Here is a 22,244-nt window from a genome sequence, read left to right as displayed (position 1 = left end):
TGCCTGAGGCAAAGCTGTGATCGAAAATTTGCGTAACATCGCCATCATCGCGCACGTTGACCATGGAAAGACCACCCTGGTTGATAAACTGCTGCAACAGTCCGGTACTTTTGACGCCCGTACCGAAGCGACTGAGCGCGTGATGGACTCCAACGATTTGGAGAAAGAGCGTGGGATTACCATCCTCGCGAAAAACACCGCCATCAAATGGAACGACTACCGTATCAACATCGTTGATACCCCGGGACACGCCGACTTCGGTGGTGAAGTAGAGCGCGTCATGTCCATGGTGGATTCGGTGCTGCTGGTTGTCGACGCGATGGATGGCCCTATGCCGCAAACCCGCTTCGTAACCAAGAAAGCTTTTGCCCACGGTCTGAAGCCGATTGTAGTTATCAACAAAATCGACCGTCCTGGCGCGCGTCCTGACTGGGTAGTGGATCAGGTATTCGACCTGTTCGTTAACCTCGACGCGACGGATGAGCAGCTGGACTTCCCTATCATTTATGCTTCTGCGCTGAATGGTATTGCCGGTCTGGATCACACGGATATGGCTGACGACATGACGCCGCTGTATCAGGCTATCGTCGACCACGTTTCTCCGCCACAGGTTGAAGTGGAAGCCCCTCTGCAGATGCAGATCTCGCAGCTGGACTACAACAACTACCTTGGCGTGATCGGCATTGGCCGTATCAAACGCGGTAAAGTTAAGCCGAACCAGCAGGTTACGGTCATTGACAGCGAAGGCAAAACCCGCAACGCGAAAGTGGGCAAAGTGCTGGGTCATCTGGGTCTGGAACGTATCGAAACGGACGTGGCAGAAGCGGGCGATATCATCGCTATCACCGGTCTGGGTGAGCTGAACATCTCCGACACTATCTGCGACACGCAGAATGTGGAAGCGCTGCCTGCGCTGAGCGTGGATGAGCCAACGGTAACCATGTTCTTCAACGTCAACACCTCACCGTTCTGCGGTAAAGAAGGTAAGTTTGTGACGTCGCGCCAGATTCTGGAGCGTCTGAACAAAGAGCTGGTGCACAACGTGGCACTGCGCGTGGAAGAGACCGAAGATGCGGATGCCTTCCGCGTATCCGGCCGTGGTGAACTGCACCTGTCCGTACTGATCGAAAACATGCGTCGTGAAGGTTACGAACTGGCGGTATCCCGTCCGAAAGTTATCTTCCGTGAATTCGAAGGCCGCAAGCAGGAGCCATTCGAAAACGTCACGCTGGACATCGAAGAAACCCACCAGGGTTCCGTGATGCAGGCGATGGGCGAGCGTAAAGGCGATCTGAAAAACATGGATCCGGATGGTAAAGGCCGCGTACGTCTTGACTACGTGATCCCAAGCCGTGGCCTGATCGGCTTCCGTAACGAATTCATGACCATGACCTCCGGTACCGGTCTGCTGTACTCCACCTTCAGCCACTACGACGATGTGCGTCCGGGTGAAGTGGGCCAGCGTCAGAATGGCGTGCTGATCTCTAACGGCCAGGGTAAAGCGGTTGCCTTCGCCCTGTTCGGTCTGCAGGATCGCGGCAAGCTGTTCCTGGGTCACGGTGCGGAAGTGTATGAAGGCCAGATCATCGGTATTCACAGCCGCTCTAACGACCTGACCGTTAACTGCCTGACCGGTAAGAAACTGACCAACATGCGTGCGTCAGGTACCGACGAAGCAACGACCCTGGTTCCACCGCAGAAAATGACGCTGGAACAGGCAATTGAGTTCATCGATGATGACGAACTGGTCGAAGTAACACCACAGTCTATCCGTATTCGTAAGCGTCACCTGACCGAGAACGACCGTAAACGTGCGTCTCGCGGCAGCAAAGAGTAAGCGAAACAGTCTGATAATGAAGCCCCGCACTGCGGGGCTTTTTTTTGCCTGCCCGCCTGTGCCGCGCGCTTCCGGCCCGCTTACCGGCACGCCTCAGCCAGCGGATTTCCCCGCGTCGTCCCTGTTCAGTGCGCGTTTTTGCCGCTAGAGTGAATGATCCAGGGAACGCAGAGGAGAGGTGTCATGCTGTACATCTTTGATTTAGGCAATGTGATTGTTGATATCGATTTTAACCGGGTACTTGGTGTCTGGAGCGATCTGGGCCGCGTACCGCTGGCGACGCTGCAAAGCCGTTTCCGCATGGATGAAACCTTTGAAAAACATGAGCGAGGCGAAATCAGCGACCCGGAGTTCGCTGCGCGCATCTGCGACCAGCTGGATATTGCCCTGAGCTATCCGCAGTTCACCGCTGGCTGGCAGGCCGTATTCGTCGACGTCCGGCCGGAAACCCTCGCCATCATGCAGCAGCTCCGCGCCAGCGGTGAGCGGGTGGTGATTTTGTCCAACACCAACCAGCTGCATTTTGAATTCTGGCCTACGCAGTATCCGGAAGTGCAGCAGGCGGCCGATCATGTCTATATGTCGCAGGATCTGGGGATGCGCAAACCGGAAGCGCGCATTTATCAGTACGTCCTTGAACACGAGGGCTTCACTGCCGATCAGGCCATCTTCTTTGATGATAACCAGGCGAACATTGACGCTGCGCGTGCGCTCGGCATTGAGAGCGTGCTGGTGGAAGACAACAAAACCGTGCCTGCCTGGTTTGCGAGCCGCCAGTAAGTGACGATGCGTAACGCTATGCGCCATTCATTACACGCGTTGTTCCTGTGGCTCAGACTGCTGTGGCGGCGCATCGATCAGGACAATATGACGACGCAGGCCGGTAATCTGGCCTACGTCTCGCTGCTGGCGCTGGTTCCGCTGGTTGCGGTGGTCTTTGCGCTGTTTGCGGCTTTCCCGGTGTTCTCCGACATCAGCGTGCAGTTAAAAAACTTCATCTTCACTAACTTTATGCCGGCCGCCGGCGATGTGATTCAGCGCTACCTCGATCAGTTCGTGGCGAACGTGAATAAAATGACGGCAGTGGGCGCCGTGGGCCTGATCGTCACCGCGCTGCTGCTGATGCACTCGGTGGACAGCGCGCTCAACGCCATCTGGCGCAGCAACCGGTCACGGCCGATGGTGTACTCCTTCGCCGTCTACTGGATGATCCTGACGCTTGGCCCGCTGCTGGCGGGTGCCAGCCTGGCAATCAGCTCTTATCTGCTGTCGCTGCGCTGGGTGAATGTTTCCGGTGTCACCAGCCTGATCGATCAGGTGCTGCGCATCTTTCCTTTATTGCTCTCTATTCTGGCTTTCTGGCTGCTGTACAGCATTGTGCCGACGCGCAGCGTGCCGGGACGTGATGCCCTGACGGGCGCAGTGGTGGCCGGGTTGCTGTTTGAGCTGGGCAAAAAGGGCTTTGCGCTCTATGTTACGATGTTCCCTTCGTATCAGTTAATTTACGGCGTCCTGGCGGTCATCCCGATTCTCTTTCTCTGGGTTTACTGGACCTGGTGTATTGTGTTGCTGGGGGCGGAAATCACCGTCACGCTGGAGGAGTATCGCCAGTTAAAACAGCAGGAACGCGAAAAAGAACGAGAGGAAACATGATTGCTTTGATTCAGCGCGTCAGCCGCGCCAGCGTCAGCGTGGCAGCGGAGACCGTGGGTGAAATCGGCCCGGGTTTGCTGATATTACTTGGCGTGGAAAAGGGCGACGACGAGCAAAAAGCGCAGCGTCTGTGTGACAAAGTGCTGGGGTATCGCATCTTCGCTGATGAAAATGACAAAATGAATCTGAATGTGCGGCAGGCGGGCGGCAGCGTGCTGGTGGTGTCGCAATTCACGCTGGCGGCAGATACGCAAAAAGGGATGCGCCCCTCGTTTTCCGGTGGCGCAGAGCCGGCTGAGGCGGAGCGTCTTTACCACTATTTCAGCGAGCGCTGCCGGGCAGAGGGCATCACCACGGCAAACGGCCGCTTCGCCGCCAATATGCAGGTTTCGCTGGTTAACGATGGCCCGGTCACCTTCTGGTTGCAGGTGTGAGGTTTTTAGCCGGGCATCAGAGCGGCCACGCTGGCGCCGAACGAGAGAATCACTTTATGTATCATCTTCGTGTACCGCAAACGGCGGAAGAGCTGGACAGGTATTATCAGTTCCGCTGGGAAATGTTACGTAAGCCCCTGCGCCAGCCGCAGGGCTCCGAACGTGATGCCTGGGATGCGCTGGCCCATCATCAGATGGTGGTGGATGAGCAGGGCAACGTTGTGGCCGTCGGGCGTCTGTATATTAATGCTGAAAACGAAGCCGCCATCCGTTTCCTGGCGGTTCATCCTACCGTGCAGGGAAAAGGGCTGGGAACGCTGGTGGCGATGACGCTGGAATCCGTGGCACGCCAGGAAGGGGCGAAACGCGTGACCTGCAGCGCGCGCGAAGACGCGGTCGCGTTTTTCGCCAAGCTGGGGTTTGTTAATCAGGGGGAGATCACGGCCCCGCAAACCACGCCGGTACGCCACTTTCTGATGATCAAACCGGTGGTGACGCTGGATGATATTTTGCATCGCGCGGACTGGTGCGGGCAGCTGCAGCAGGCCTGGTATGAGCATATCCCGCTGAGTGAAAAAATGGGTGTGCGCATCCTGCAGTATACCGGGCAAAAATTTATCACCACGATGCCGGAAACCGGCAACCAGAATCCGCACCATACGCTGTTTGCCGGCAGCCTGTTCTCCCTCGCCACGCTTACCGGCTGGGGCTTGATCTGGCTGCTGCTGCGCGAGCGCCATCTGGGCGGCACCATTATCCTGGCCGATGCGCATATCCGTTACAGTAAGCCGATTACCGGACGTCCGGGTGCCATCGCCGATCTCGGTTCGCTGAGCGGCGATCTTGATCGTCTGGCGCGCGGACGCAAAGCGCGGGTGCAGATGGAAGTGGAACTGTTTGGTAATGACGAGCCGGGCGCGGTTTTTGAGGGCGTCTATATCGTTCTGCCTGCCGACCCGGACGGCGCTTTAGAAGAGGGCGGCTCAGGCGCACACATTAACTGATGCCTGAGGCGTCCGTTGCGGCACGCTGCATGGTGCCGCAACGCATAGCTTACTGAACAACCTGGCCCGCGCGCAGCGTCTGCTGGACAGACTGCGTCTCCGTGGTCACCGTTAAGTTTCCTTCAGCGCTGTTGCGCAGCGGGGTGGTGGCGCTGAGGGACGCTTTCAGCTGCAGCTGCAGGTTACTGTTGCCGTTCAGCAGCAGCGCCGGCCAGCCCCAGTTCTCCAGCACATTGGCCGGCACCGCCTGGCCTTTCAGGTTCAGCGTTAGCGGACGCTGCGGCGTCTGACCCACGGTGGCGGTGCCTTCCAGCAGCCCGTTGCCGTTAAACGCACTCATCTCGCTGACCTGAATCTGATCGTCACTGGCGCTGAGCGTCAGCGAAGGATGGCGCAAATCGGTGCGGTTAAAGGTGGCTTCCGCCGCGTTCACGCTGACTTTACCGGACCAGATACCCCACTGATGCTGGCGCGCCAGCAGCAGGTTATCCGCACTGCCGTCCAGCGACGTCATCTGGAACGGGAAAGCCGGATTAATATCAATAATCAGATTGCGATTAGCGGTAGCCCGTTTCACTAGTACGCTGTCGAGCCATTCCGGCAGCGCGGCCTGCCAGCGATCACGCCAGTTCTGCGGCAGGGTATACTCCAGACCGGCCAGCGCCAGCTCATCCAGCGTCAGTCGCCTGTCACTGCGTGTCCAGCGACCGCTGGCGCGAATTACACCATTCACCCAGCGCGAACTGAACTGCGTCAGCTCAATGCCCTGCGCAGAGAATGCGGCATTCACAATCGGATCGTTCAGTTCAAGGCTGCCATCAATAAAGTTACCGGCGTTCATCGCCAGTGAGCCATCATCGCTCTGCCAGTCATCGCCGCGCAGGGTGATATTTTTCAGCGTCAAATCCAGGTCAGTTACCGCCCAGTCCGGCCCCTGCAGACGTGCATCGGTCATATCCAGCCGGTTGATGCGCACGGAAGGCACGTCGCGCAGCGGGCTCAGGAAGTGGCTCAGTGTCTGCTGCGTCTGCAGGCGGATATCGTTGAGGCGCAGCTGGCCGATTAGCCAGTTGCCCTGGGCATCGCGCTCTGCCCGGCCAGTCAGGGAACCGCGTGCCAGGTCGGCACCGATATTGGTCAGCATCAGGCGATGTTTTGCCACGCTGCCCTGCAACAGCACGTTGCTACCGGCAACGCCGTTCAGCGTCAGGGCAGCGGCGCTCATCTGAAACTGCGCATCGCTGCCAAGCATATCGCTGGCAATGGGTTTCCACGGCACAATACCGCCGTTGACGCGCTGTGCTGACAGCGGCAGGGCGCTGTGCGGGCTTTCAATACGCACATTGTTCAGCTGCAGCCGGTTAGCCTGTACCGGCAGCGTGGTCTGCGGTGTCTGGTTGGCAAGATTGATCTCACCGTCGCGCACCTCAATGCTGGCAAAATGCAGCGGATCGCTGAACTGGACCAGCGCCAGCCCCAGGTCAACGCGCTTCGCCACCAGCACGGCGGGCTGGCCATCATGGCCGAAGCTGAAATCATCCAGGATGATATGCGAGGGCGAGGAGAAGTTGTGCTCAATTTTACTGAGCGAGAGATGCCAGGCGGTTTTATCGCTTACCCAACGGCTAAACCAGCCCGCGCCCCACTGCGTTTGCAACAGCACGTAGAGGATCACCAGCGCCAGCAAAATCAGCAGTAACAAGGTAAGGAAAAACTTGCCTAAAAATTTCATTGCATCCATCCATCCCGATATTTTCCGGTGAGTGGTTGTTATGCCTGAATTACCGTTACAGCTCAACAGCCTGGATGTAAAAGCGGATAAATAGCAGGCAGGCCGCAGCCTGCCCGTACCGGTCAGTGTTCCTGCGGGAAGATCAGATTCAGCACAATCGCGGTAAGACCGCCTGCGGCGATGCCGGAAGAGAGCAGCGTTTTCAGCCAGTCCGGCGCAAACTGCAGGATCAGCGGCTGCTGCGAGACGCCCAGCCCGACAGCCAGTGACAGCGCAATAATCATAATGGCGCGGCGGTTCAGTGGCTCGCGCGCGACGATGCGCACGCCCGAGGCGGCAATGGTGCCAAACATGACAAGGGTGGCACCGCCGAGCACCGGTTCGGGAATGTGCTGCACAAAGCCGCTGACCGCCGGAAACAGCCCCAGCACTATCAGCATCAGCGCCACGACAAAGCCGACATAGCGGCTGGCGACGCCGGTCAGCTGGATAACGCCATTATTCTGGCCGAAGCAGGAGTTCGGGAAGGTGTTAAACAGGGCGGACACGCACGAGTTAAGGCCATTTGCCAGCACGCCACCTTTCAGACGCTTCATGTACAGCGGGCCGCTGACCGGCTGTTCAGAGACATCGGAGGTGGCGGTGATATCGCCGATAGTCTCCAGCGACGTCACCATAAACACCAGCATCAGTGGGATCAGCAGATTCCAGTCAAACCCCAGGCCGTAGTAGAGCGGCGCCGGCACCGCGATCAGCGGCTGTTCGCCGGCGGGGTGGCTGGCAGGCAGCATATCCAGCGCCCAGGCCAGCGCATAACCCACGGCCATGGCAATCACCAGCGATGCGACGCGCAGGTAAGGATTACGCTGGCGGTTCAGCAGAATAATCACCAGCAGCACCGCACCGGCCAGCAGCAGATTTGCAGGTGCGCCAAAGGTGTGATCGTTTATGGCCGCAAATCCGCCGCCGATAGACGTCAGGCCAACCTGAATCAGTGACAGGCCGATAATCATCACCACCACGCCTGAAACCAGCGGGGTAATGATGCGGCGCGCCAGGTGCAGCACGCGCGACAACACCATTTCCGTACAGGACGCCACCATCAGCGTGCCAAACAGCGCGGCCATCATGGTTGGCACGTCTGCTCCGCCATTTTTCAGCGCCATGCCACCCATGATGAGCGGCGTGACAAAGTTAAAGCTGGTGCCCTGAATCGACAGCAGCCCGGAGCCCACCGGCCCCCAGGTTTTGATTTGCAGAAGCGATGCGACACCGGAGGCAAACAGCGACATGCTGATGATGTGCTGCGTATCCCGGGCCGGCAGGCCAAGTGCCTGACAAATCAGCAGCGCAGGCGTTATCACCGCCACGAACATGGCCAGCAGGTGCTGGCAGGCAGCGAACAGTGTCTGCGGCAGTGGCGGACGATCTTCAAGGCGGTAAATCAGCTCAGTTTTTGCCTGACCTGCCACGCTGGCAGACTGGCGGGTTTCAGCGGTATCGACGGACATGGTGGGATCTCAGTAACAGCAAAGTGGCGATTTTAAACGGTTGCGTTGTGAAAGCAATCGTTTGCTTGTAGGGCGGCGGACACATATGTCAGGCAGGCAGAGAAGGGTATGCGATAAGGGGGAAAGACGCAGGGAAAGAGTCGCAGTTACGCGTTACTGTAGCGTTCGGTCTCCGGAAGCCAGCGTTCGATCAGCGCCTGCGCCTGTTCGGGGTAGTGCTGGTGGATGTGGCGCGCCACGCGCTGCACTTCGGGGATCATGCTCTGATCGCGCAGCAGATCCGCGACCTTAAATTCGGCGTTGCCGGTCTGGCGCGTGCCAAGCAGCTCACCCGGACCGCGAATTTCGAGGTCGTGCTGGGCAATGACAAAGCCGTCATTGCTGTCGCGCAGTACCTGCAGGCGTTTCTGTGCGGTTTTGCTCAGCGGCGCTTTGTAGAGCAGCACGCAGTGTGACGCAACGGCGCCGCGGCCTACGCGCCCGCGCAGCTGATGCAGCTGCGCCAGCCCGAGACGTTCCGGGTTTTCAATGATCATCAGACTGGCGTTTGGCACGTCCACGCCCACTTCAATCACCGTGGTAGCGACCAGAAGCTGAATCGTATTGGCTTTGAACGCGGCCATCACTGCCTGCTTTTCTGCCGGCTTCATGCGACCATGCACCAGACCGACCTGCAAATCCGGCAGCGCCTCTTTTAGCTCCTGCCAGGTGACTTCCGCGGCCTGCGCTTCCAGCACGTCTGATTCATCAATCAGCGTGCAAACCCAGTAAGCCTGGCGACCTTCATGACAGGCGCTCTGTACGCGCGCGATAATCTCGCTGCGGCGGCTGTCCGGAATCGCCACGGTGGTCACCGGCGTACGGCCCGGCGGCAATTCATCAATGGTAGAAGTATCCAGATCGGCATAGGCAGTCATCGCCAGCGTGCGCGGAATCGGCGTTGCGGTCATGATCAGCTGATGCGGATGGAAGCCCTGCTCTTCGCCTTTCTCCCACAGCGCCAGACGCTGATGCACACCAAAGCGGTGCTGTTCATCAATGATCACCAGCGCCATGCCATTAAACTTCACCTGCTCCTGGAACAGCGCATGCGTGCCGACCACCATTGCCACCTCGCCACGGGCAATCGCCTCCTGCTGCGCTTCGCGTGCTTTGCCCTTCTGCTTACCGGCCAGCCAGCCAACGTTAATGCCAAGCGGTGCAAACCACTGACGGAAGTTATTCGCGTGCTGTTCGGCCAGCAATTCGGTCGGAGCCATCAGCGCCACCTGCTTGCCGTGGGCAATGACATTCAGCGCCGCCAGTGCGGCAACCAGCGTTTTGCCGGAGCCGACATCGCCCTGAACCAGTCGCATCATGGGGTAATCTTTTGCCAGATCGCGCTCAATCTCAGCAACCACGCGCTGCTGCGCACCGGTGGGTGAGAAGGGCAGCGCCGCCAGCAGCTTATCGGCCAGCGTATGGCAGGCTGGCAGCGGCAGCGCATGATGACGCTGTGCGCCTGCGCGGACCGCCAGCATACTGAGATTATGCGCCAGCAGCTCTTCCAGAATCAGCCGCTTTTGCGCCGGATGACGACCGGTTTCCAGCTCGCTCAGGCGTAAATCCGGCGGCGGCCGGTGCAGCGTGCGCAGGGCCTCTGGCAGGCTTATCATGCCGCCGCTCAGCTCTGGCGGCAGCAGTTCGGCAATCGGGCAGCTCTCCAGCAGCGTCAGTGCCTGGTCGGTCAGATTACGCAGCGTGGCCTGGCGGATGCCTTCGGTGGTGGGATACACCGGTGTCAGCGTCTCCTGCAGCTCGACGCCGCCCTGTTCACCCTGCACCCGGTATTCAGGATGAATAATTTCCGCACCGCGCTGACCGCGCTTGATTTCGCCGTACGCCGTGACGCGGCGACCGGGAGCCAGACTGTTTTTCATGCCGGCGTTGAAATTAAAGAAGCGCAGCGTCAGCATGCCGCTGCCATCGCTGATCTGGCAGACCAGCATGCGGCGGCGGCCGAAGGTGATTTCGCTGTGCAGCACTTCGCCTTCGACAGTGGCCCAGATGCCGGGCAGCAGATCGTTAATCTGATAGAGTTGCGTGCGGTCTTCGTAGCGCAGCGGCAGATGCAAGAGCAGATCCTGGATGGTGAACAGGCCCAGCCGGGCCAGTTTACCCGCCTGGCTGGCACCGACGCCGGTCAGGGTACTGAGCGGGATGGCATCCAGCAGGCGGCCTTTCATTTTTTACCGGTTGCCTGCATGGTCGCCCACCAGTCGGCATCGGCTTCCACTTCACCGCGGGCGTTAATGTACGGGTAGGGCAGGCCTTTCTGCTTTGCCACGCGCGCCAGCACCGGATAACCCCCCTCAAACAGCAGGCGCTGCTGTTCCTCTTCGTCCAGCAGGCTGTGCTGTCGCCGATACATGCCAGCGTTCTGACGCTGGCGCTGCGCTTCATACAGAATCAGGGCAGAGGCGACAGAGACATTCAGCGACTGCACCATGCCGACCATGGGAATAATGATGTCGCGATCGGCCAGCGCCAGCGCTTCAGCGGTAATGCCGGTCTTCTCCTGGCCCATCAGTATGCAGGTAGGGCGGGTGTAATCGATCTCGCGGAAATCCACGGCCTGCGGCGACAAATTGGTCGCCAGGACCTGCATCCCCTGATCTTTCAGGTGCTGTACCGCTTCGGCGATGTGGCGATGGGTTTTTACCTTCACCCAGCTATTGCTGCCGGCAGAGGCGGACACCATTGTCCGCATGCGGACACTGGGCCAGACGGCGTGCACTTCATGAATACCGACCGCATCCGCGGTGCGAATCACAGCCGAAACGTTATGCGGCTTGTGCACCTGCTCCATGCAGACGGTGAGATCGTGCTGGCGCATGGCCAGCATCTCCTGGATACGAGCAAAACGTTGAGCGTTCATGCACTAATTACGATTTCGGTGAACTTTAATCACGTCCGGCATCACGCGTATCTTACGCATGATATTCGCCAGGTGGACGCGATCGTTCGCGGTGAGGCGGATAAAGGCGCTGTAAACGCGGCCATCACGCTCTTCGGTATTCAGGCTCTGAATATTGGAACCGGCGGTATTGATGGCGGCCGTCAGGTTTGCCAGCGCGCCCTGGTGGTTAAACATATCCACCTTAATTTCCGCGACAAACTCCTGATCGGTCACTTTATCCCATTCCACCGGCATAAACTTCTCCGGCTCTTTCTGGTAGCCGCGAATATTACGGCAGGATTCGTGATGCACCACCAGCCCTTTGCCAGGACTGACGTGCGCAACGATCGGATCGCCGGGAATCGGACGACAGCATTTGGCAAAGGTAATCAGCACGCCATCGGCGCCCTTGATCGGCAGTTTTTTGCTGCGCTTGCTGCTGGTCTGCGTCTCGCTGCCCGACTGCAGCAGATTTTTCGCCACCACCACGCTCATGGCGTTGCCGAGGCCGATTTCTGCCAGCAGATCATCAATGCTGGCGAGCTTCATGCGCTCCAGTTCCTGCTGAATGTTCTGCGGCGGAATCTCCGCCAGCTTTTTGCTGCCGCCCAGCGCATGACTGAGCAGGCGGCGACCCAGGTTAACCGAATCTTCGCGCTTAAGGTTTTTCAGCAGCTGACGGATTTTCGCCCGCGCCTTTGAACTCACCACAAAGTTGAGCCATGCGGCGTTCGGTCGCGCACCCGGTGCGGTAATGATTTCGATGGTCTGGCCGCTGGTCAGCGCCTGGGAGAGCGGATAAGGCTGGCGGTCAACGCGTGCGCCCACGCAGGCATGGCCGATATCCGTGTGGACCGCATAGGCGAAATCAACCGGTGTGGCACCGGCCGGCAGTTCGACAATGCGGCCTTCTGGCGTGAACACGTAGATTTCGTCCGGGAACAGATCTGATTTCACGCTTTCAATAAATTCAAACGAACTGCCGGCGCTTTGCTGCAGTTCCAGCAGGCTTTGCAGCCAGCGCTGGGCACGAATCTGCGCCGTGGTGCCGCTTTCACCGGCTTCTTTATAAGCCCAGTGTGCAGCCACCCCCATTTCCGCCATCTGATCCATATCTTCGGTGCGGATCTGCACCTCAACCGGCACGCCGTGCGGGCCAATCATGGAGGTGTGTAAGGATTGATAGCCGTTGGCCTTGGGAATGGCGATGTAATCTTTGACGCGTCCGGGACGCGGTTTGTAAAGGCTATGCATCTGACCGAGCACGCGATAACAGGTATCCAGATCTTTCACGATGACGCGAAAGGCATAGATATCCATGATCGAGTGAAATCGCTGCTCTTTCAGGTGCATTTTGCGGTAAATCGAATAGAGATGTTTTTCACGTCCGCTGACGCGGCAGGGAATTCCGGCCTCCTGCAGACGGCCGTCGATTTCAGACAGGATCTTCTGAATCATCTCTTTACGGTTACCGCGCGCCGCTTTCACCACTTCTTTAATCACGCGGAAGCGGTTCGGGTAGAGCGCTTCAAAGCCCAGCTCTTCCAGTTCCGTTTTCAGGTGATGAATACCGAGGCGGTGCGCCAGAGGACTGTAAATCTCCAGCGTTTCCAGCGCGATGCGGCGTTTTTTATCCGGACGCAGCGCGCCAAGCGTACGCATATTGTGCGTGCGGTCAGCCAGTTTGATCAGAATGACGCGGATATCCTGCACCATCGCCATGATCATTTTGCGAAAGTTTTCAGCCTGCGCTTCTTTCTTGTCGCGGAATTTGAGCTTATCGAGCTTGGAGACGCCTTCCACCAGTTCGGCCACGCTTTTGCCAAACAGCTGTTCCATGTCCTGATAGGTGGCAGGGGTATCTTCAATCACATCGTGCAGCAGCGCCGCCATCAGCGTTTCATGGTCGAGTTTCATCTCAGCCAGAATGCAGGCAACCGCCACAGGATGGGTGATGTAAGGCTCACCGCTGGAGCGTGTCTGACCCTCGTGGGCATCACGCGCGACAAGATAGGCTTGCTTGAGGCGCTTGATTTGCTCCTCAGGCAAGTATTTTTCAATCAGCTGATTGAGGCTTTCAAACAGATACAAGGTTGACCTGCAGAGTGCTGTTAACGACGACCTTCAGCGATAGCGGTAACGGCTTGTAATTCAGCGGCTTCCTGCTCTTGCTGTTCCTGACGATCACGAACATCCAGAATCTGGTTGGTGATCAGGCCTTCTTCGATTTCGCGCAGGGCGATCACGGTGGCTTTATCGTTCTCTTCCGGAACCAGCGGGTCTTTGCCGCCTACCTGCATCTGACGTGCACGACGTGCAGCGACCAACACCAGGTCAAAACGGTTACCAATTTTCTCTACTGCGTCCTGAACGGTTACGCGTGCCATAGGTGTGCTACTCCACAGATGATGAAGAAATGACTGGGCATAATACTGAAACTAAATTCAGACTGCCAATAGTTTGCTGATTAAAGCATCATGTCGCGCTTTTTGGCGACCCATACGCAGACGTTCTGCACGAATAATGGTTTTCAGATCGGACAGTGCCAGATCGAAATCATCGTTCACAATCAGATAATCGTATTCCGCATAGTGGCTCATTTCGGCCACGGCCTGCGCCATACGACGGGCGATAACCTCTTCGCTGTCCTGACCGCGACCACGCAGGCGGCGATCCAGCTCTTCGGTTGACGGCGGCAGAACAAAGATACTGCGCGCAGCGGGCATTTTTTGCCGGATCTGTTGCGCACCCTGCCAGTCAATGTCCAGAAACACGTCAACACCGGTCGCCAGCACCTGCTCAATGGCTGCGCGCGACGTACCGTAATAGTTGCCAAACACTTCCGCATGCTCAAGGAAAGCGTCTTCCGCAATCATCGCCTCAAATTCAGGCTTAGAAACAAAGAAGTAGTGCTCACCATGCGCTTCGCCGGGACGCATGCCGCGGGTGGTATGAGAAACAGACACCTGCGTATCGTACAGCGGTTGTGTCTTTAACAGCGCCTGAATCAGGCTGGATTTACCCGCGCCGCTGGGGGCGGAAACAATATAAAGCGTGCCTTGAGCCATGGTTATCTTGAATTGAGTAAAGAGCGGAGTCGATTTCCTGCACAGTATACACGGCTTGGCTGCGGCACGCAGCGTTTGCCGCCCGGCGCAGCCAAATCTTTTCTGCGATCCCGCTTCAGCAGAGAAGGAAACTGCTGCAATCTGCAGAAATAACCACCAGTCCGGCTCCGAAAACGCCACATCACGGCTGGCACACGCCGCACGTCTGTTCTCCAATACGCCAAAAAGGAGCGCAGCATGAAGGGATTACTTTTCTGGTTTTTGTGTGGGCTCAGCACCACGAGCCTGGCGCAGGAGGTGTGTCCGGCATGGTCTCCTGCGCGGGCCGGGCAGGAAATAGCGCAGCTGCATGGCCAGCTGCGGCACTGGGATGATGCCTATTACCGACAGGGTAAGAGCCAGGTTAGCGATGCGGACTATGACAGCCTGCAGCAGCGGCTGCTGCAGTGGCAGCGCTGTTTCACGCCAGCCCGGCCGGGTTATGCCGCACGGTTGACCACCGACGGCAGCACGCCGCACCCGGTGGCGCATACCGGCGTACAGAAACTGCGGGACAAACTGGCGGTGGCTTACTGGATGCAGGACAGAACGGCAATGTGGGTCCAGCCCAAAGTGGATGGCGTGGCCGTCACGCTGGTGTATCGCGCGGGCCAGCTGGTTTCGCTGGTCAGCCGGGGTGATGGTCTGCGTGGCGAACAGTGGCTGGATAAAGCGTCAGCGATACCGGCCATTCCCCAGCGCATTGATACTGACCGCCCGGAAGTGGTGCTGCAGGGCGAGCTGTTCCTGACGATGACCGATCACCAGCAGGCGCGTGATGGCGGGCGTAATGCGCGCGCTCAGGTGGCGGGTGCCATGATGCGTCATGCGCACACGCCGTTACTGGCTCAGCTGGGCATCTTTATCTGGGCGTGGCCGGACGGCCCGGCCACACTGCCGGATCGGCTGGCGCAGCTGGCCGCCTGGGGATTCGGACTGGCGCAGCAATGGACCCGGCAGGTCACCAATGAAGAAGAGGTCGCGGTATGGCGCGATCGCTGGTTCCGCGAACCGCTGCCGTTTGTGACGGATGGCGTGGTGATCCATCAGGCTCCGGCGCAGCAGGGACGTGACTGGCAGCCGGGACAGGGACACTGGTCTGCGGCGTGGAAATATCAGCCGGCGGAAGTCAGTACCGAAGTTCGATCGGTTGAGTTTACGGTCGGGCGCACCGGAAAAATCACGGCGGTCCTGAATCTTCAGCCGGTACAGCTGGAGGATAAAACTGTCAGGCGGGTCAACGCCGGATCGCTACGGCGCTGGAAGACGCTGGATATTGTCGCTGGCGATCAGATAACCCTGACGCTGGCGGGATCGGGCATACCGCGGCTGGAGCGCGTGATCTGGCGCGTGTCGGAGCGTCACTACCCAACGCCACCGGACGAAAACGCCTTTGATGCGCTGAGCTGTCTGCAGGTCAGTCCGGCCTGTCGCGCACAGTTTCTCTCGCGCCTGAGCGGACTGAGTCAGAAGTCCGTACTGGATATCGCCGGAATGCAGCGCAGCAGCTGGCAGCGTTTGCTTGAGAGCGGCGCCATCAGTCACCTGTTCTCCTGGCTGCTGCTGCAGCCGGAGCAGATAGCCGCCGCCAATGGCATCTCACCGCAGCGCGCACAGCAGATCTGGCATCGCTTTAACCTCACGCGTCAGCAGCCGCTGCGCCGCTGGATCAGTGCGCTCGGGCTGCCGGTGCCGCAGCGTGCGTTGCAGGCGCTGCCGGATACTGCATGGTCCCAGCTGCTGGCGCGTCCGGCAGAAAGCTGGCAGCAGCTGCCGGGTATTGGCAAACAGCTGGCGCAGCGCATTGTGGCGATGCTGCAGGATGCCCGCCTGCTGCAGCTGATTCAGTTTTTGCAGCAGCAGGGGATTCCTGCCGAAGAATCAGTGTTCGGGATGGGTATAGTTGAAGACAGGCAATCCGAGCCGAAAGCGCAGCGCCAGCAGGCGGGCGAAGAAGCCAAACAGTAGCGTGATAATCACCACGACTTCATGCGCCAGTGGCGTTTTCAGTAGCAGGATATAGATCCAGCCCGAGGCAAACGCGATACCGGCATACAGCTCTTTCTGAAAAACCAGCGGGATGCGGTTGCAGAACATATCGCGCAGGACGCCGCCAAATACGCCCGTGATCACCGCCGCGATAGCGGCAATGATGGCCGCATGGCCGGAATCCAGCGCCACCTGCGCACCAATAATGGAAAACACCACCAGGCCCAGCGCATCCAGCACCAGAAAAACTTTGCGCAAATGGTTCATCAGCGGCGCCACAAACGTTGTCACGACGGCCGCAGCGGCAACAATCATGATGTATTCCGGATGCTTTACCCAGCCCAGCGGATAGTGGCCCAGCAGAATATCGCGCACCGATCCGCCGCCAATCGCCGTGACCGATGCAATGATAATCACGCCAAACAGATCCATTTTACGCCGGCCGGCTGCCAGCGCGCCGGTCATGGCCTCTGCGGTGATGCCAATGATATAGAGAACGGTTAATAGCATAGAGCGCTCCGGCAAGCGGGTGACAGGGGCGATGCTTTCCTGCAGCCCGGGCCACTGAATATATCTGCGAACAGACGGATCGGATAAGCCGTTTTAATGGCAAGCATGCTAGCAGGCATGGAATTAAGGTTGAAACAGGATTAGCAAACAATTTTGCCAGCTGGCAGGATGCGCGCGTCTTTATCCGCTAAGGCTTAAGTCTGGCGCGGGCTGTGTCGTACCTGATTCAAGCCTGCATAACAGGTGCAACATTTGGGAACCGGCGCACTGCGGCGTCAGGAGAGGCATGAAAAAGCACCCTCATCACATCCTTTACTACTCTTCCGACAAACTGGCAGCGCTGGGGCTGGAACAGCTGCTCAGCGGCCTGCCCGTGCACTGTCACACACAGGCGATCTGGTCGCTCAGCACGGTGCTGGCGCAGTGTGGCAGAAGCAGGCCGCAGCTGCTGGTTTTTATCCTGCATGAAAACATACCGCTGACCGGCATACTGAAGATACTGTACGTGCTGCAGCAACAGTTCCCGGCTCTGCCGGTGCTGGTTCTGACGCGCAGACTGCTGCCGGTGATGTACCGCCTCAGCGAGTATCTTCCGCAGCTGCGTATTGCGGATCTGAAATCATCCCGCCAGGCGCTACGCGCGCATCTGCTGGACTGCCTGCGGGGCGAGACACCCGTCAATGTCCCGCTGAAAGCCGATATTCTGCTGCCAGACCGGCAGCTGCGCATCCTGCTGATGATGGCCTGGGGCTACAGCACCGAGCAAATCGGCCACCGGTTAGGCATCAGTCACAAGACCGTGAACGCGCATAAACTGAGCGCCCTGGCGTGCCTGCAGGTGAAAAGTAAAAACGATATGGCCGATCTCTACAGCGTGATTGATGAGTTGCGCATGCTGGTAAGCTGGCTGCGTCTGCAGCGTCCGGGCCGGGAAGGAGAAAAGCTGATTTACGCGCTGGAGGCGTGACCGGGGGCGTAAAAAGAAAAAAGCGTGCCGGGCGACCAGCACGCGAACGCATCGTTAAGATGCTCAGAGCCCACCATACAGACTTGTAGTTATTATCCGTTTCTTGCTCGCACTGCGGCGAAAGCTTTCAGGCTAAAACGGTATTCCGGCTGGAACCAGGAACGGCCGTAATAGCAGTAAACCAGCATTCTGATGGATACCATGGCGAGGTAACCCCAGATGGCGCACAGCACTGACGGGGTCAGCCACACGGTAAACAGCGTGACCGCCAGCCCGGCCAGCACGGACGAGGTTTCCGTGAAGGCAATGCGCGTAAATTGTTTTTCCCGCTGCAGGATAGCGCGATAATGCTGTCCCTGCGGAATGATAATAAAAATGACCGACATCATTTCCAGCATCACGGCCAGTTCCGGCTGTCCCATCAGACGGCTGTAAATATCACTGCCGGTAAACAGGAGCGCAAAAATAACCAGCCCGCCGAGAATATTCCCCCAGTAGAGATGGGAAAGCTCCTCATTATTCAGGTTCTGATGCCGGATGACCCGGTTACCAAATCCCAGATCGGCCAACGTATCAATCGCCAGTAATACCACGATGGCAATTGCCAGCAGGTTTAATTCATTGGCCTGTAATATTTGCGCCAGTAAAGATAACTGTAAAACGCCAATGCCGATAATTTTAATTGAGGACAAAATTGACCATTTAGCATTGGCCAGGTTTCTTTCACGTATCGCCATACTTTGCTCACTAAGGTACATGTACCAGTGCAATTAAGGGGTTGCACGGGCGCAGGCCCGGCAGGCCGTTCACATCAATGCAGGGTATCCTGGCGCAGCCCTGAAATTCCTCTCAGCGATTGCCACGTGCAGATACACTTAATTAAGTGATGTTCTGGATATAAAGAAATACCCCTGGCGCGTAATAGCTTTTGCGTCTGCGCGGTATCTCCTCCGGTACGGAGGAAATCCGCGAGATCGTTATAAAATCCCTTTGCATCATTATATTCCCCGGCCAGCATCCTCCTGGCAATCTCAACAAATTCTTTTTCTGTTAACAAAGGATAGGTTGAGCGATCCATGTTATTTCCCTGCTGTTGTTATTATTAAGTCTTGCTGTGTGTGAATGAGTTATACAGGGTTTTATTTAAATTGACACCATAAGAAAAGTCCTATAAATCCACTGCAGAAATAAATGGTTTCAGAATATGGATGGGAATATATAAGCATACTCATCAGCGGTTAATTAGTCTTTTTTGCCGGTCAGCCGGGTAGATAAAAAGGCAGAGACAGAGAAAATGAGAAAAGTACGCTAAATCAAGGAGTGAGGGCGATATGTCATGCCCCGTCACCAGGAATTTTCCCAGTGACAACGCTTTAGCCTGACTGGTGGATACTGTATCAATCCGAGATAAAAGCGGCTTAACAGTTAAACGCTGCTACGTAAAAAAAATGGTCATTTTTTGCGTTTGCTTCCAGCGCAGACTAAAGTTTTGCGGGTTTTATAATCTATTGATTCTAATGTGTTAATTGATAAAGCAGCCGTTCAAGGTCCTGTTTGACCCGCTCAACATCGCGAGAAAACTTGTCGTCTGACGTCAGCGGCTGGCGATAAACCACTGTGACAATTTCGGCTCCCTGCTCGTTCGCCACGACGCGCATTGGCATATAAATTTCTTTCCCGCTGCCGGTATCAATCCAGTGATCCATTACGCCAAACGGGTTATGGGGCGTAAAACGCAGCTTCATGCAGCCCTGCGGTCCCTTTGCTTTCCAGTAGTTGCTCTCCTGAATGAGCGTGCTGCTGCGCAGACCTTCAACCCATTTAGCAAAACATTCGGGTTTCCAGATGGTTTCATACAAATCTAACCAGTTGCGGGGCACGGTGATGGTGACAGTTTGCGATGGCAGCATGGGATCTCCGGTAAGCAGGTAAACGGCAAATTGAACCTGATATAGCCGTTTCAACTTAACTGAAGGCAACCGGGCTGCCTATGGTCCGGTTGCAGAAGTGTGCAGTCAGCGCGGTTTCGTCATTCCTGGCAGGTCAGATAAATTTGCCGCGTCCCTCAATAGCCAGCACGCGGGCGGAACCGTCAGACTGACGCAGCACCGCGTGGTCGGACTGCGCTACCACTGCACAGCTGTGATTAGGAAAGATGCGCAACAGCGCGCCCGGCAGCGGAGCCCGATCGCCGTAATCCAGGAAGCCGTGTTCTTCGGAAAGCCTCAGCACCTCATACTGATATCCCTGCTCATCTACCGCGATACCGAAACCGCTGGCGCTGGTGCCGTGCGGGCCTTTATCCGAACTGAGCATTTTCGAGCCGGCATCAATAACGGCAAAATGCGCGTTCACCGCCACCACGCGTGTCACCACTGTCAGAGCCAGCGCATCCGGCGAGCACAAGCCCAGCCGCCAGGCAGTGAGGTCGAGCAGGGCATAATTGCCAGGGCGGATTTCGCTGCAGCCTGCCGCGACCGGGGCCGCTAAGGCGGTGGGGGTGGCGCCTACTGACACCGGACAGGGTTCAAAACCGGCCGCCACCAGACGCTGCTGCACTTTGCGCATCAGCACAATTTCCTGCTGTGCGATCGCTGCGATAGCGGCAGGCTGGCCAGCGGCATAGGCGTGTCCGGCATGGGAGATCAGGCCGGCGAACGGCAGTCCGGCTCCGGTAATCTGCTGCGCCAGCGTCAGTGCGGCATCGCTGTGCGGATCCACGCCGACCCGGTGCAGGCCGACATCCACTTTAATTGCCACAGACAGCGTACAATCCGGCTGGCGCTGATGCGCACCGACAATGGCGGCCACGCCGGCGTCGCAGTCCGCGATACAGATAATTTTCGCCTGATGCCGCGCGCCAGCGCTGAGCAGGGCGCTGAGCGCATCCGCATGCACCACCGGATAGGCCAGCAGCAGATCGCGTGCGCCTCCTTCTATAAAGGCCACGCCCTCGCTGGGTTTGGAAACGGTAATGCCGCGTGCGCCCAGCAGGCGCTGCTGTTCAGCAATCCAGACACTTTTGTGGGTTTTTATATGAGGACGAAGCGCAACGCCCGCCGCATCGGCTTTCTCCTGCATCTGTTGCAGGTTGCGATGCAGGCGGGCAGCATCTATTTCGAGATAAGGCGTAAGGCGGTCAGCCAGCAGGGGACGCAGCCAGCCCGCAGCGTTGTTCTGATCCATGATGAGGGTCCGCAGGTGATTCCACAGTGCGGACTATCATTCATCAGTGGCGATCAGACGTAAAGAGAAGCTTCACCCGGTGGACGGGTTTTGAAACGGCGATGCAGCCACAGGTACTGTTCCGGTGCGCGCAGAATCTCTTTTTCGATGACTTTATTCATAAAGGCGGCGGCGGCGGCTTCATCATCGTGCGGATAGCCTTCCAGCTCCGGCTGAATAATCAGCTGATACCCATCCTTATGCGTATTACGGATCAGCACAATGGTCAGCATTGCGGGTTTTGCCAGCCGTGAGAGCACAAAGGTGCCATTGGTTGTAGCCGCTTTCTCCACTGCAAACAGCGGAGCAAACACGCTGCCTTTCGGGCCGTAATCCTGATCCGGTGCGAACCAGACGGCTTCGCCCTGTTTCAGTGCCTGGACCATGCCGCGCAGATCGCGACGATCAATCATTGCCTTGTTGGATCGCATCCGGCCTTTGGTCTGCGCCCACTCCATCGCCTGATTATTGTGCGGTCGGTACATTGCCATCATCGGCTGGCACAGTCCGGTAATACGGCCGCCGAGTTCCAGCGACATAAAATGTACGCCGATGACCATGACGCCACGCTGCTGGCTCTGCGCATGATGCAGATTAGCAATGCCGCTGACGTCAAACAGCCGGCGAACACGCGCATCAGACCAGAACCAGGCAATACCGGTCTCTGCCAGCGCCATACCCAGCGATTCAAAATTGCCGGCGATCATCACCTCTTTTTCCGCTTCATCGATGTGCGGGAAGCACAGCTCGATATTGCGGCGGGTAATGCGCTCACGGCGTTTAAGGAAATGGCGTGAAAGTCTGCCTGCGGTAGCACCCAGTCGTATCAGGACAGGATAAGGAAGCTGCACCAGCAGCCAAAGCACGGCCAGCCCGAACCAGGTAAACCAGTAACGGGGATGCAACAGTCTGGAACAGAATTGCCCGGTTTTCTTCATAGCGCCTTCTTAAAGAGAGTAACTGTAACGCGCGAAGAAGTCGGTCCATGGTTCCAGGTGCGGTACAACAGTGCTGATTATGACCGGCACTTTAACAAATAGTGCCGTTCAGGATACGTAAACTCTGAAATCCTCAGGATTCAGTGCATTGCTCGACATTAGCATGTCCGTTATGGCGCTTTAATCAGATTGGGTTTAAAAGTCTTATAAAACAATCAGGTGAATTTATAGTAGCGGGTGAATTCAGCCGCTTTTAGTGTCAGGTTTAGTCAGCGACAGACACAGATAGTCATCAATCAGCGGCAAATCCAGACGTTGCGAAATGCAGGAAATGGTCTAGCAACCAGCGTGAGCGGATGTGGGCAGACACTCCGTCACCTTGTGGTGATGCGTTTCCGG

General features: G+C 57.4%; 20 protein-coding genes. 7 read left to right on the top strand and 13 right to left on the bottom strand.

Annotation, left to right across the window (positions count from 1 at the left end; genetic code table 11):
* The first annotated feature begins 16 nt into the window (after positions 1-16).
* The 5 genes from typA to fabY all read left to right on the top strand — a co-directional run bounded on the left by typA (position 17) and on the right by fabY (position 4,928).
* On the top strand, positions 17-1,837 hold the full coding sequence (gene typA / locus D8B20_RS17135; RefSeq protein WP_145890218.1) for a ribosome-dependent GTPase TypA: 1,821 nt from the start codon (positions 17-19) through the stop codon (positions 1,835-1,837).
* A gap of 183 nt (positions 1,838-2,020) precedes the next feature.
* Entirely contained in the window at positions 2,021-2,617 is a 597-nt protein-coding gene (yihX, locus tag D8B20_RS17130) for a glucose-1-phosphatase (protein ID WP_145890216.1), read from the top strand.
* 18 nt (positions 2,618-2,635) lie between these two features.
* Positions 2,636-3,490 carry a virulence factor BrkB family protein gene (locus D8B20_RS17125; RefSeq protein WP_370664117.1) on the top strand — a complete coding sequence of 285 codons (855 nt, stop codon included), beginning with the start codon at positions 2,636-2,638 and terminating at the stop codon, positions 3,488-3,490.
* A complete protein-coding gene (dtd, locus tag D8B20_RS17120) occupies positions 3,487-3,924 on the top strand; it encodes a D-aminoacyl-tRNA deacylase (protein ID WP_145890212.1) in 438 nt (145 codons plus the stop codon). The genes D8B20_RS17125 and dtd overlap by 4 nt, the downstream gene beginning before the upstream one ends.
* Before the next feature lie 56 nt (positions 3,925-3,980).
* Complete coding sequence (gene fabY, locus D8B20_RS17115) at positions 3,981-4,928, top strand: fatty acid biosynthesis protein FabY (protein ID WP_145890210.1); 948 nt, start codon at positions 3,981-3,983, stop codon at positions 4,926-4,928.
* Positions 4,929-4,977: 49 nt separating this feature from the next.
* On the opposite strand, the gene D8B20_RS17110 is transcribed toward fabY, so the two are convergent.
* The 7 genes from D8B20_RS17110 to gmk all read right to left on the bottom strand — a co-directional run bounded on the left by D8B20_RS17110 (position 4,978) and on the right by gmk (position 14,177).
* The gene (locus D8B20_RS17110) at positions 4,978-6,660 is read right to left on the bottom strand and encodes an AsmA family protein (RefSeq protein WP_145890208.1); all 1,683 of its coding nucleotides are present in this window, start codon (positions 6,658-6,660) and stop codon (positions 4,978-4,980) included.
* A gap of 122 nt (positions 6,661-6,782) precedes the next feature.
* On the bottom strand, positions 6,783-8,171 hold the full coding sequence (locus D8B20_RS17105) for a nucleobase:cation symporter-2 family protein (protein ID WP_145890205.1): 1,389 nt from the start codon (positions 8,169-8,171) through the stop codon (positions 6,783-6,785).
* 146 nt (positions 8,172-8,317) lie between these two features.
* Positions 8,318-10,396, bottom strand: coding sequence for an ATP-dependent DNA helicase RecG (gene recG, locus D8B20_RS17100; RefSeq protein WP_145890203.1), 2,079 nt, complete (start codon positions 10,394-10,396; stop codon positions 8,318-8,320).
* A complete protein-coding gene (gene trmH, locus D8B20_RS17095; RefSeq protein WP_145890201.1) occupies positions 10,393-11,088 on the bottom strand; it encodes a tRNA (guanosine(18)-2'-O)-methyltransferase TrmH in 696 nt (231 codons plus the stop codon). The genes recG and trmH overlap by 4 nt, the downstream gene beginning before the upstream one ends.
* A 3-nt stretch (positions 11,089-11,091) precedes the next feature.
* A complete protein-coding gene (gene spoT, locus D8B20_RS17090; protein WP_145890199.1) occupies positions 11,092-13,200 on the bottom strand; it encodes a bifunctional GTP diphosphokinase/guanosine-3',5'-bis pyrophosphate 3'-pyrophosphohydrolase in 2,109 nt (702 codons plus the stop codon).
* A 20-nt stretch (positions 13,201-13,220) separates the two neighbouring features.
* Complete coding sequence (gene rpoZ / locus D8B20_RS17085; RefSeq protein WP_013511051.1) at positions 13,221-13,496, bottom strand: DNA-directed RNA polymerase subunit omega; 276 nt, start codon at positions 13,494-13,496, stop codon at positions 13,221-13,223.
* A gap of 57 nt (positions 13,497-13,553) precedes the next feature.
* Positions 13,554-14,177, bottom strand: a complete 624-nt coding sequence (gmk, locus tag D8B20_RS17080; RefSeq protein WP_145890198.1) for a guanylate kinase — start codon at positions 14,175-14,177, stop codon at positions 13,554-13,556.
* Between the two features lie 237 nt (positions 14,178-14,414).
* Here gmk and ligB point away from each other — a divergent pair, with 237 nt between their 5' ends.
* A complete protein-coding gene (gene ligB, locus D8B20_RS17075; RefSeq protein WP_145890196.1) occupies positions 14,415-16,184 on the top strand; it encodes an NAD-dependent DNA ligase LigB in 1,770 nt (589 codons plus the stop codon).
* Here the strand turns inward: ligB and D8B20_RS17070 are convergent.
* Positions 16,098-16,715: a trimeric intracellular cation channel family protein gene (locus D8B20_RS17070; protein ID WP_145890194.1), complete on the bottom strand. Its 618-nt coding sequence runs from the start codon at positions 16,713-16,715 to the stop codon at positions 16,098-16,100. The two genes, ligB and D8B20_RS17070, sit on opposite strands and share 87 nt — an antisense overlap.
* A gap of 286 nt (positions 16,716-17,001) precedes the next feature.
* Between D8B20_RS17070 and D8B20_RS17065 the strand changes: the two genes are divergently transcribed.
* Positions 17,002-17,682: a response regulator transcription factor gene (locus D8B20_RS17065; protein WP_145890192.1), complete on the top strand. Its 681-nt coding sequence runs from the start codon at positions 17,002-17,004 to the stop codon at positions 17,680-17,682.
* A 92-nt stretch (positions 17,683-17,774) separates the two neighbouring features.
* On the opposite strand, the gene D8B20_RS17060 is transcribed toward D8B20_RS17065, so the two are convergent.
* From D8B20_RS17060 to lpxP, 5 genes are all read right to left on the bottom strand, one after another.
* Entirely contained in the window at positions 17,775-18,419 is a 645-nt protein-coding gene (locus D8B20_RS17060; RefSeq protein ID WP_145890189.1) for an oligosaccharide flippase family protein, read from the bottom strand.
* Between the two features lie 74 nt (positions 18,420-18,493).
* Positions 18,494-18,760 (bottom strand): hypothetical protein, encoded by a 267-nt coding sequence (locus D8B20_RS17055; RefSeq protein ID WP_145890187.1) that lies wholly within the window; start codon positions 18,758-18,760, stop codon positions 18,494-18,496.
* Between the two features lie 436 nt (positions 18,761-19,196).
* Entirely contained in the window at positions 19,197-19,592 is a 396-nt protein-coding gene (locus tag D8B20_RS17050; protein ID WP_145890185.1) for an SRPBCC family protein, read from the bottom strand.
* 133 nt (positions 19,593-19,725) lie between these two features.
* Positions 19,726-20,868, bottom strand: a complete 1,143-nt coding sequence (locus D8B20_RS17045; RefSeq protein WP_186454386.1) for an alanine racemase — start codon at positions 20,866-20,868, stop codon at positions 19,726-19,728.
* Between the two features lie 53 nt (positions 20,869-20,921).
* Positions 20,922-21,845, bottom strand: a complete 924-nt coding sequence (lpxP, locus tag D8B20_RS17040; protein ID WP_145890182.1) for a kdo(2)-lipid IV(A) palmitoleoyltransferase — start codon at positions 21,843-21,845, stop codon at positions 20,922-20,924.
* Positions 21,846-22,244: the final 399 nt, after the last annotated feature.

This window comes from Candidatus Pantoea soli, from assembly GCF_007833795.1.
In the GTDB taxonomy this organism is placed as follows: Bacteria; Pseudomonadota; Gammaproteobacteria; order Enterobacterales; family Enterobacteriaceae; genus Pantoea; species Pantoea soli.
Note: the sequence above shows the minus strand (reverse complement) of the source record. Positions and strands in the feature narration are given on the sequence as shown.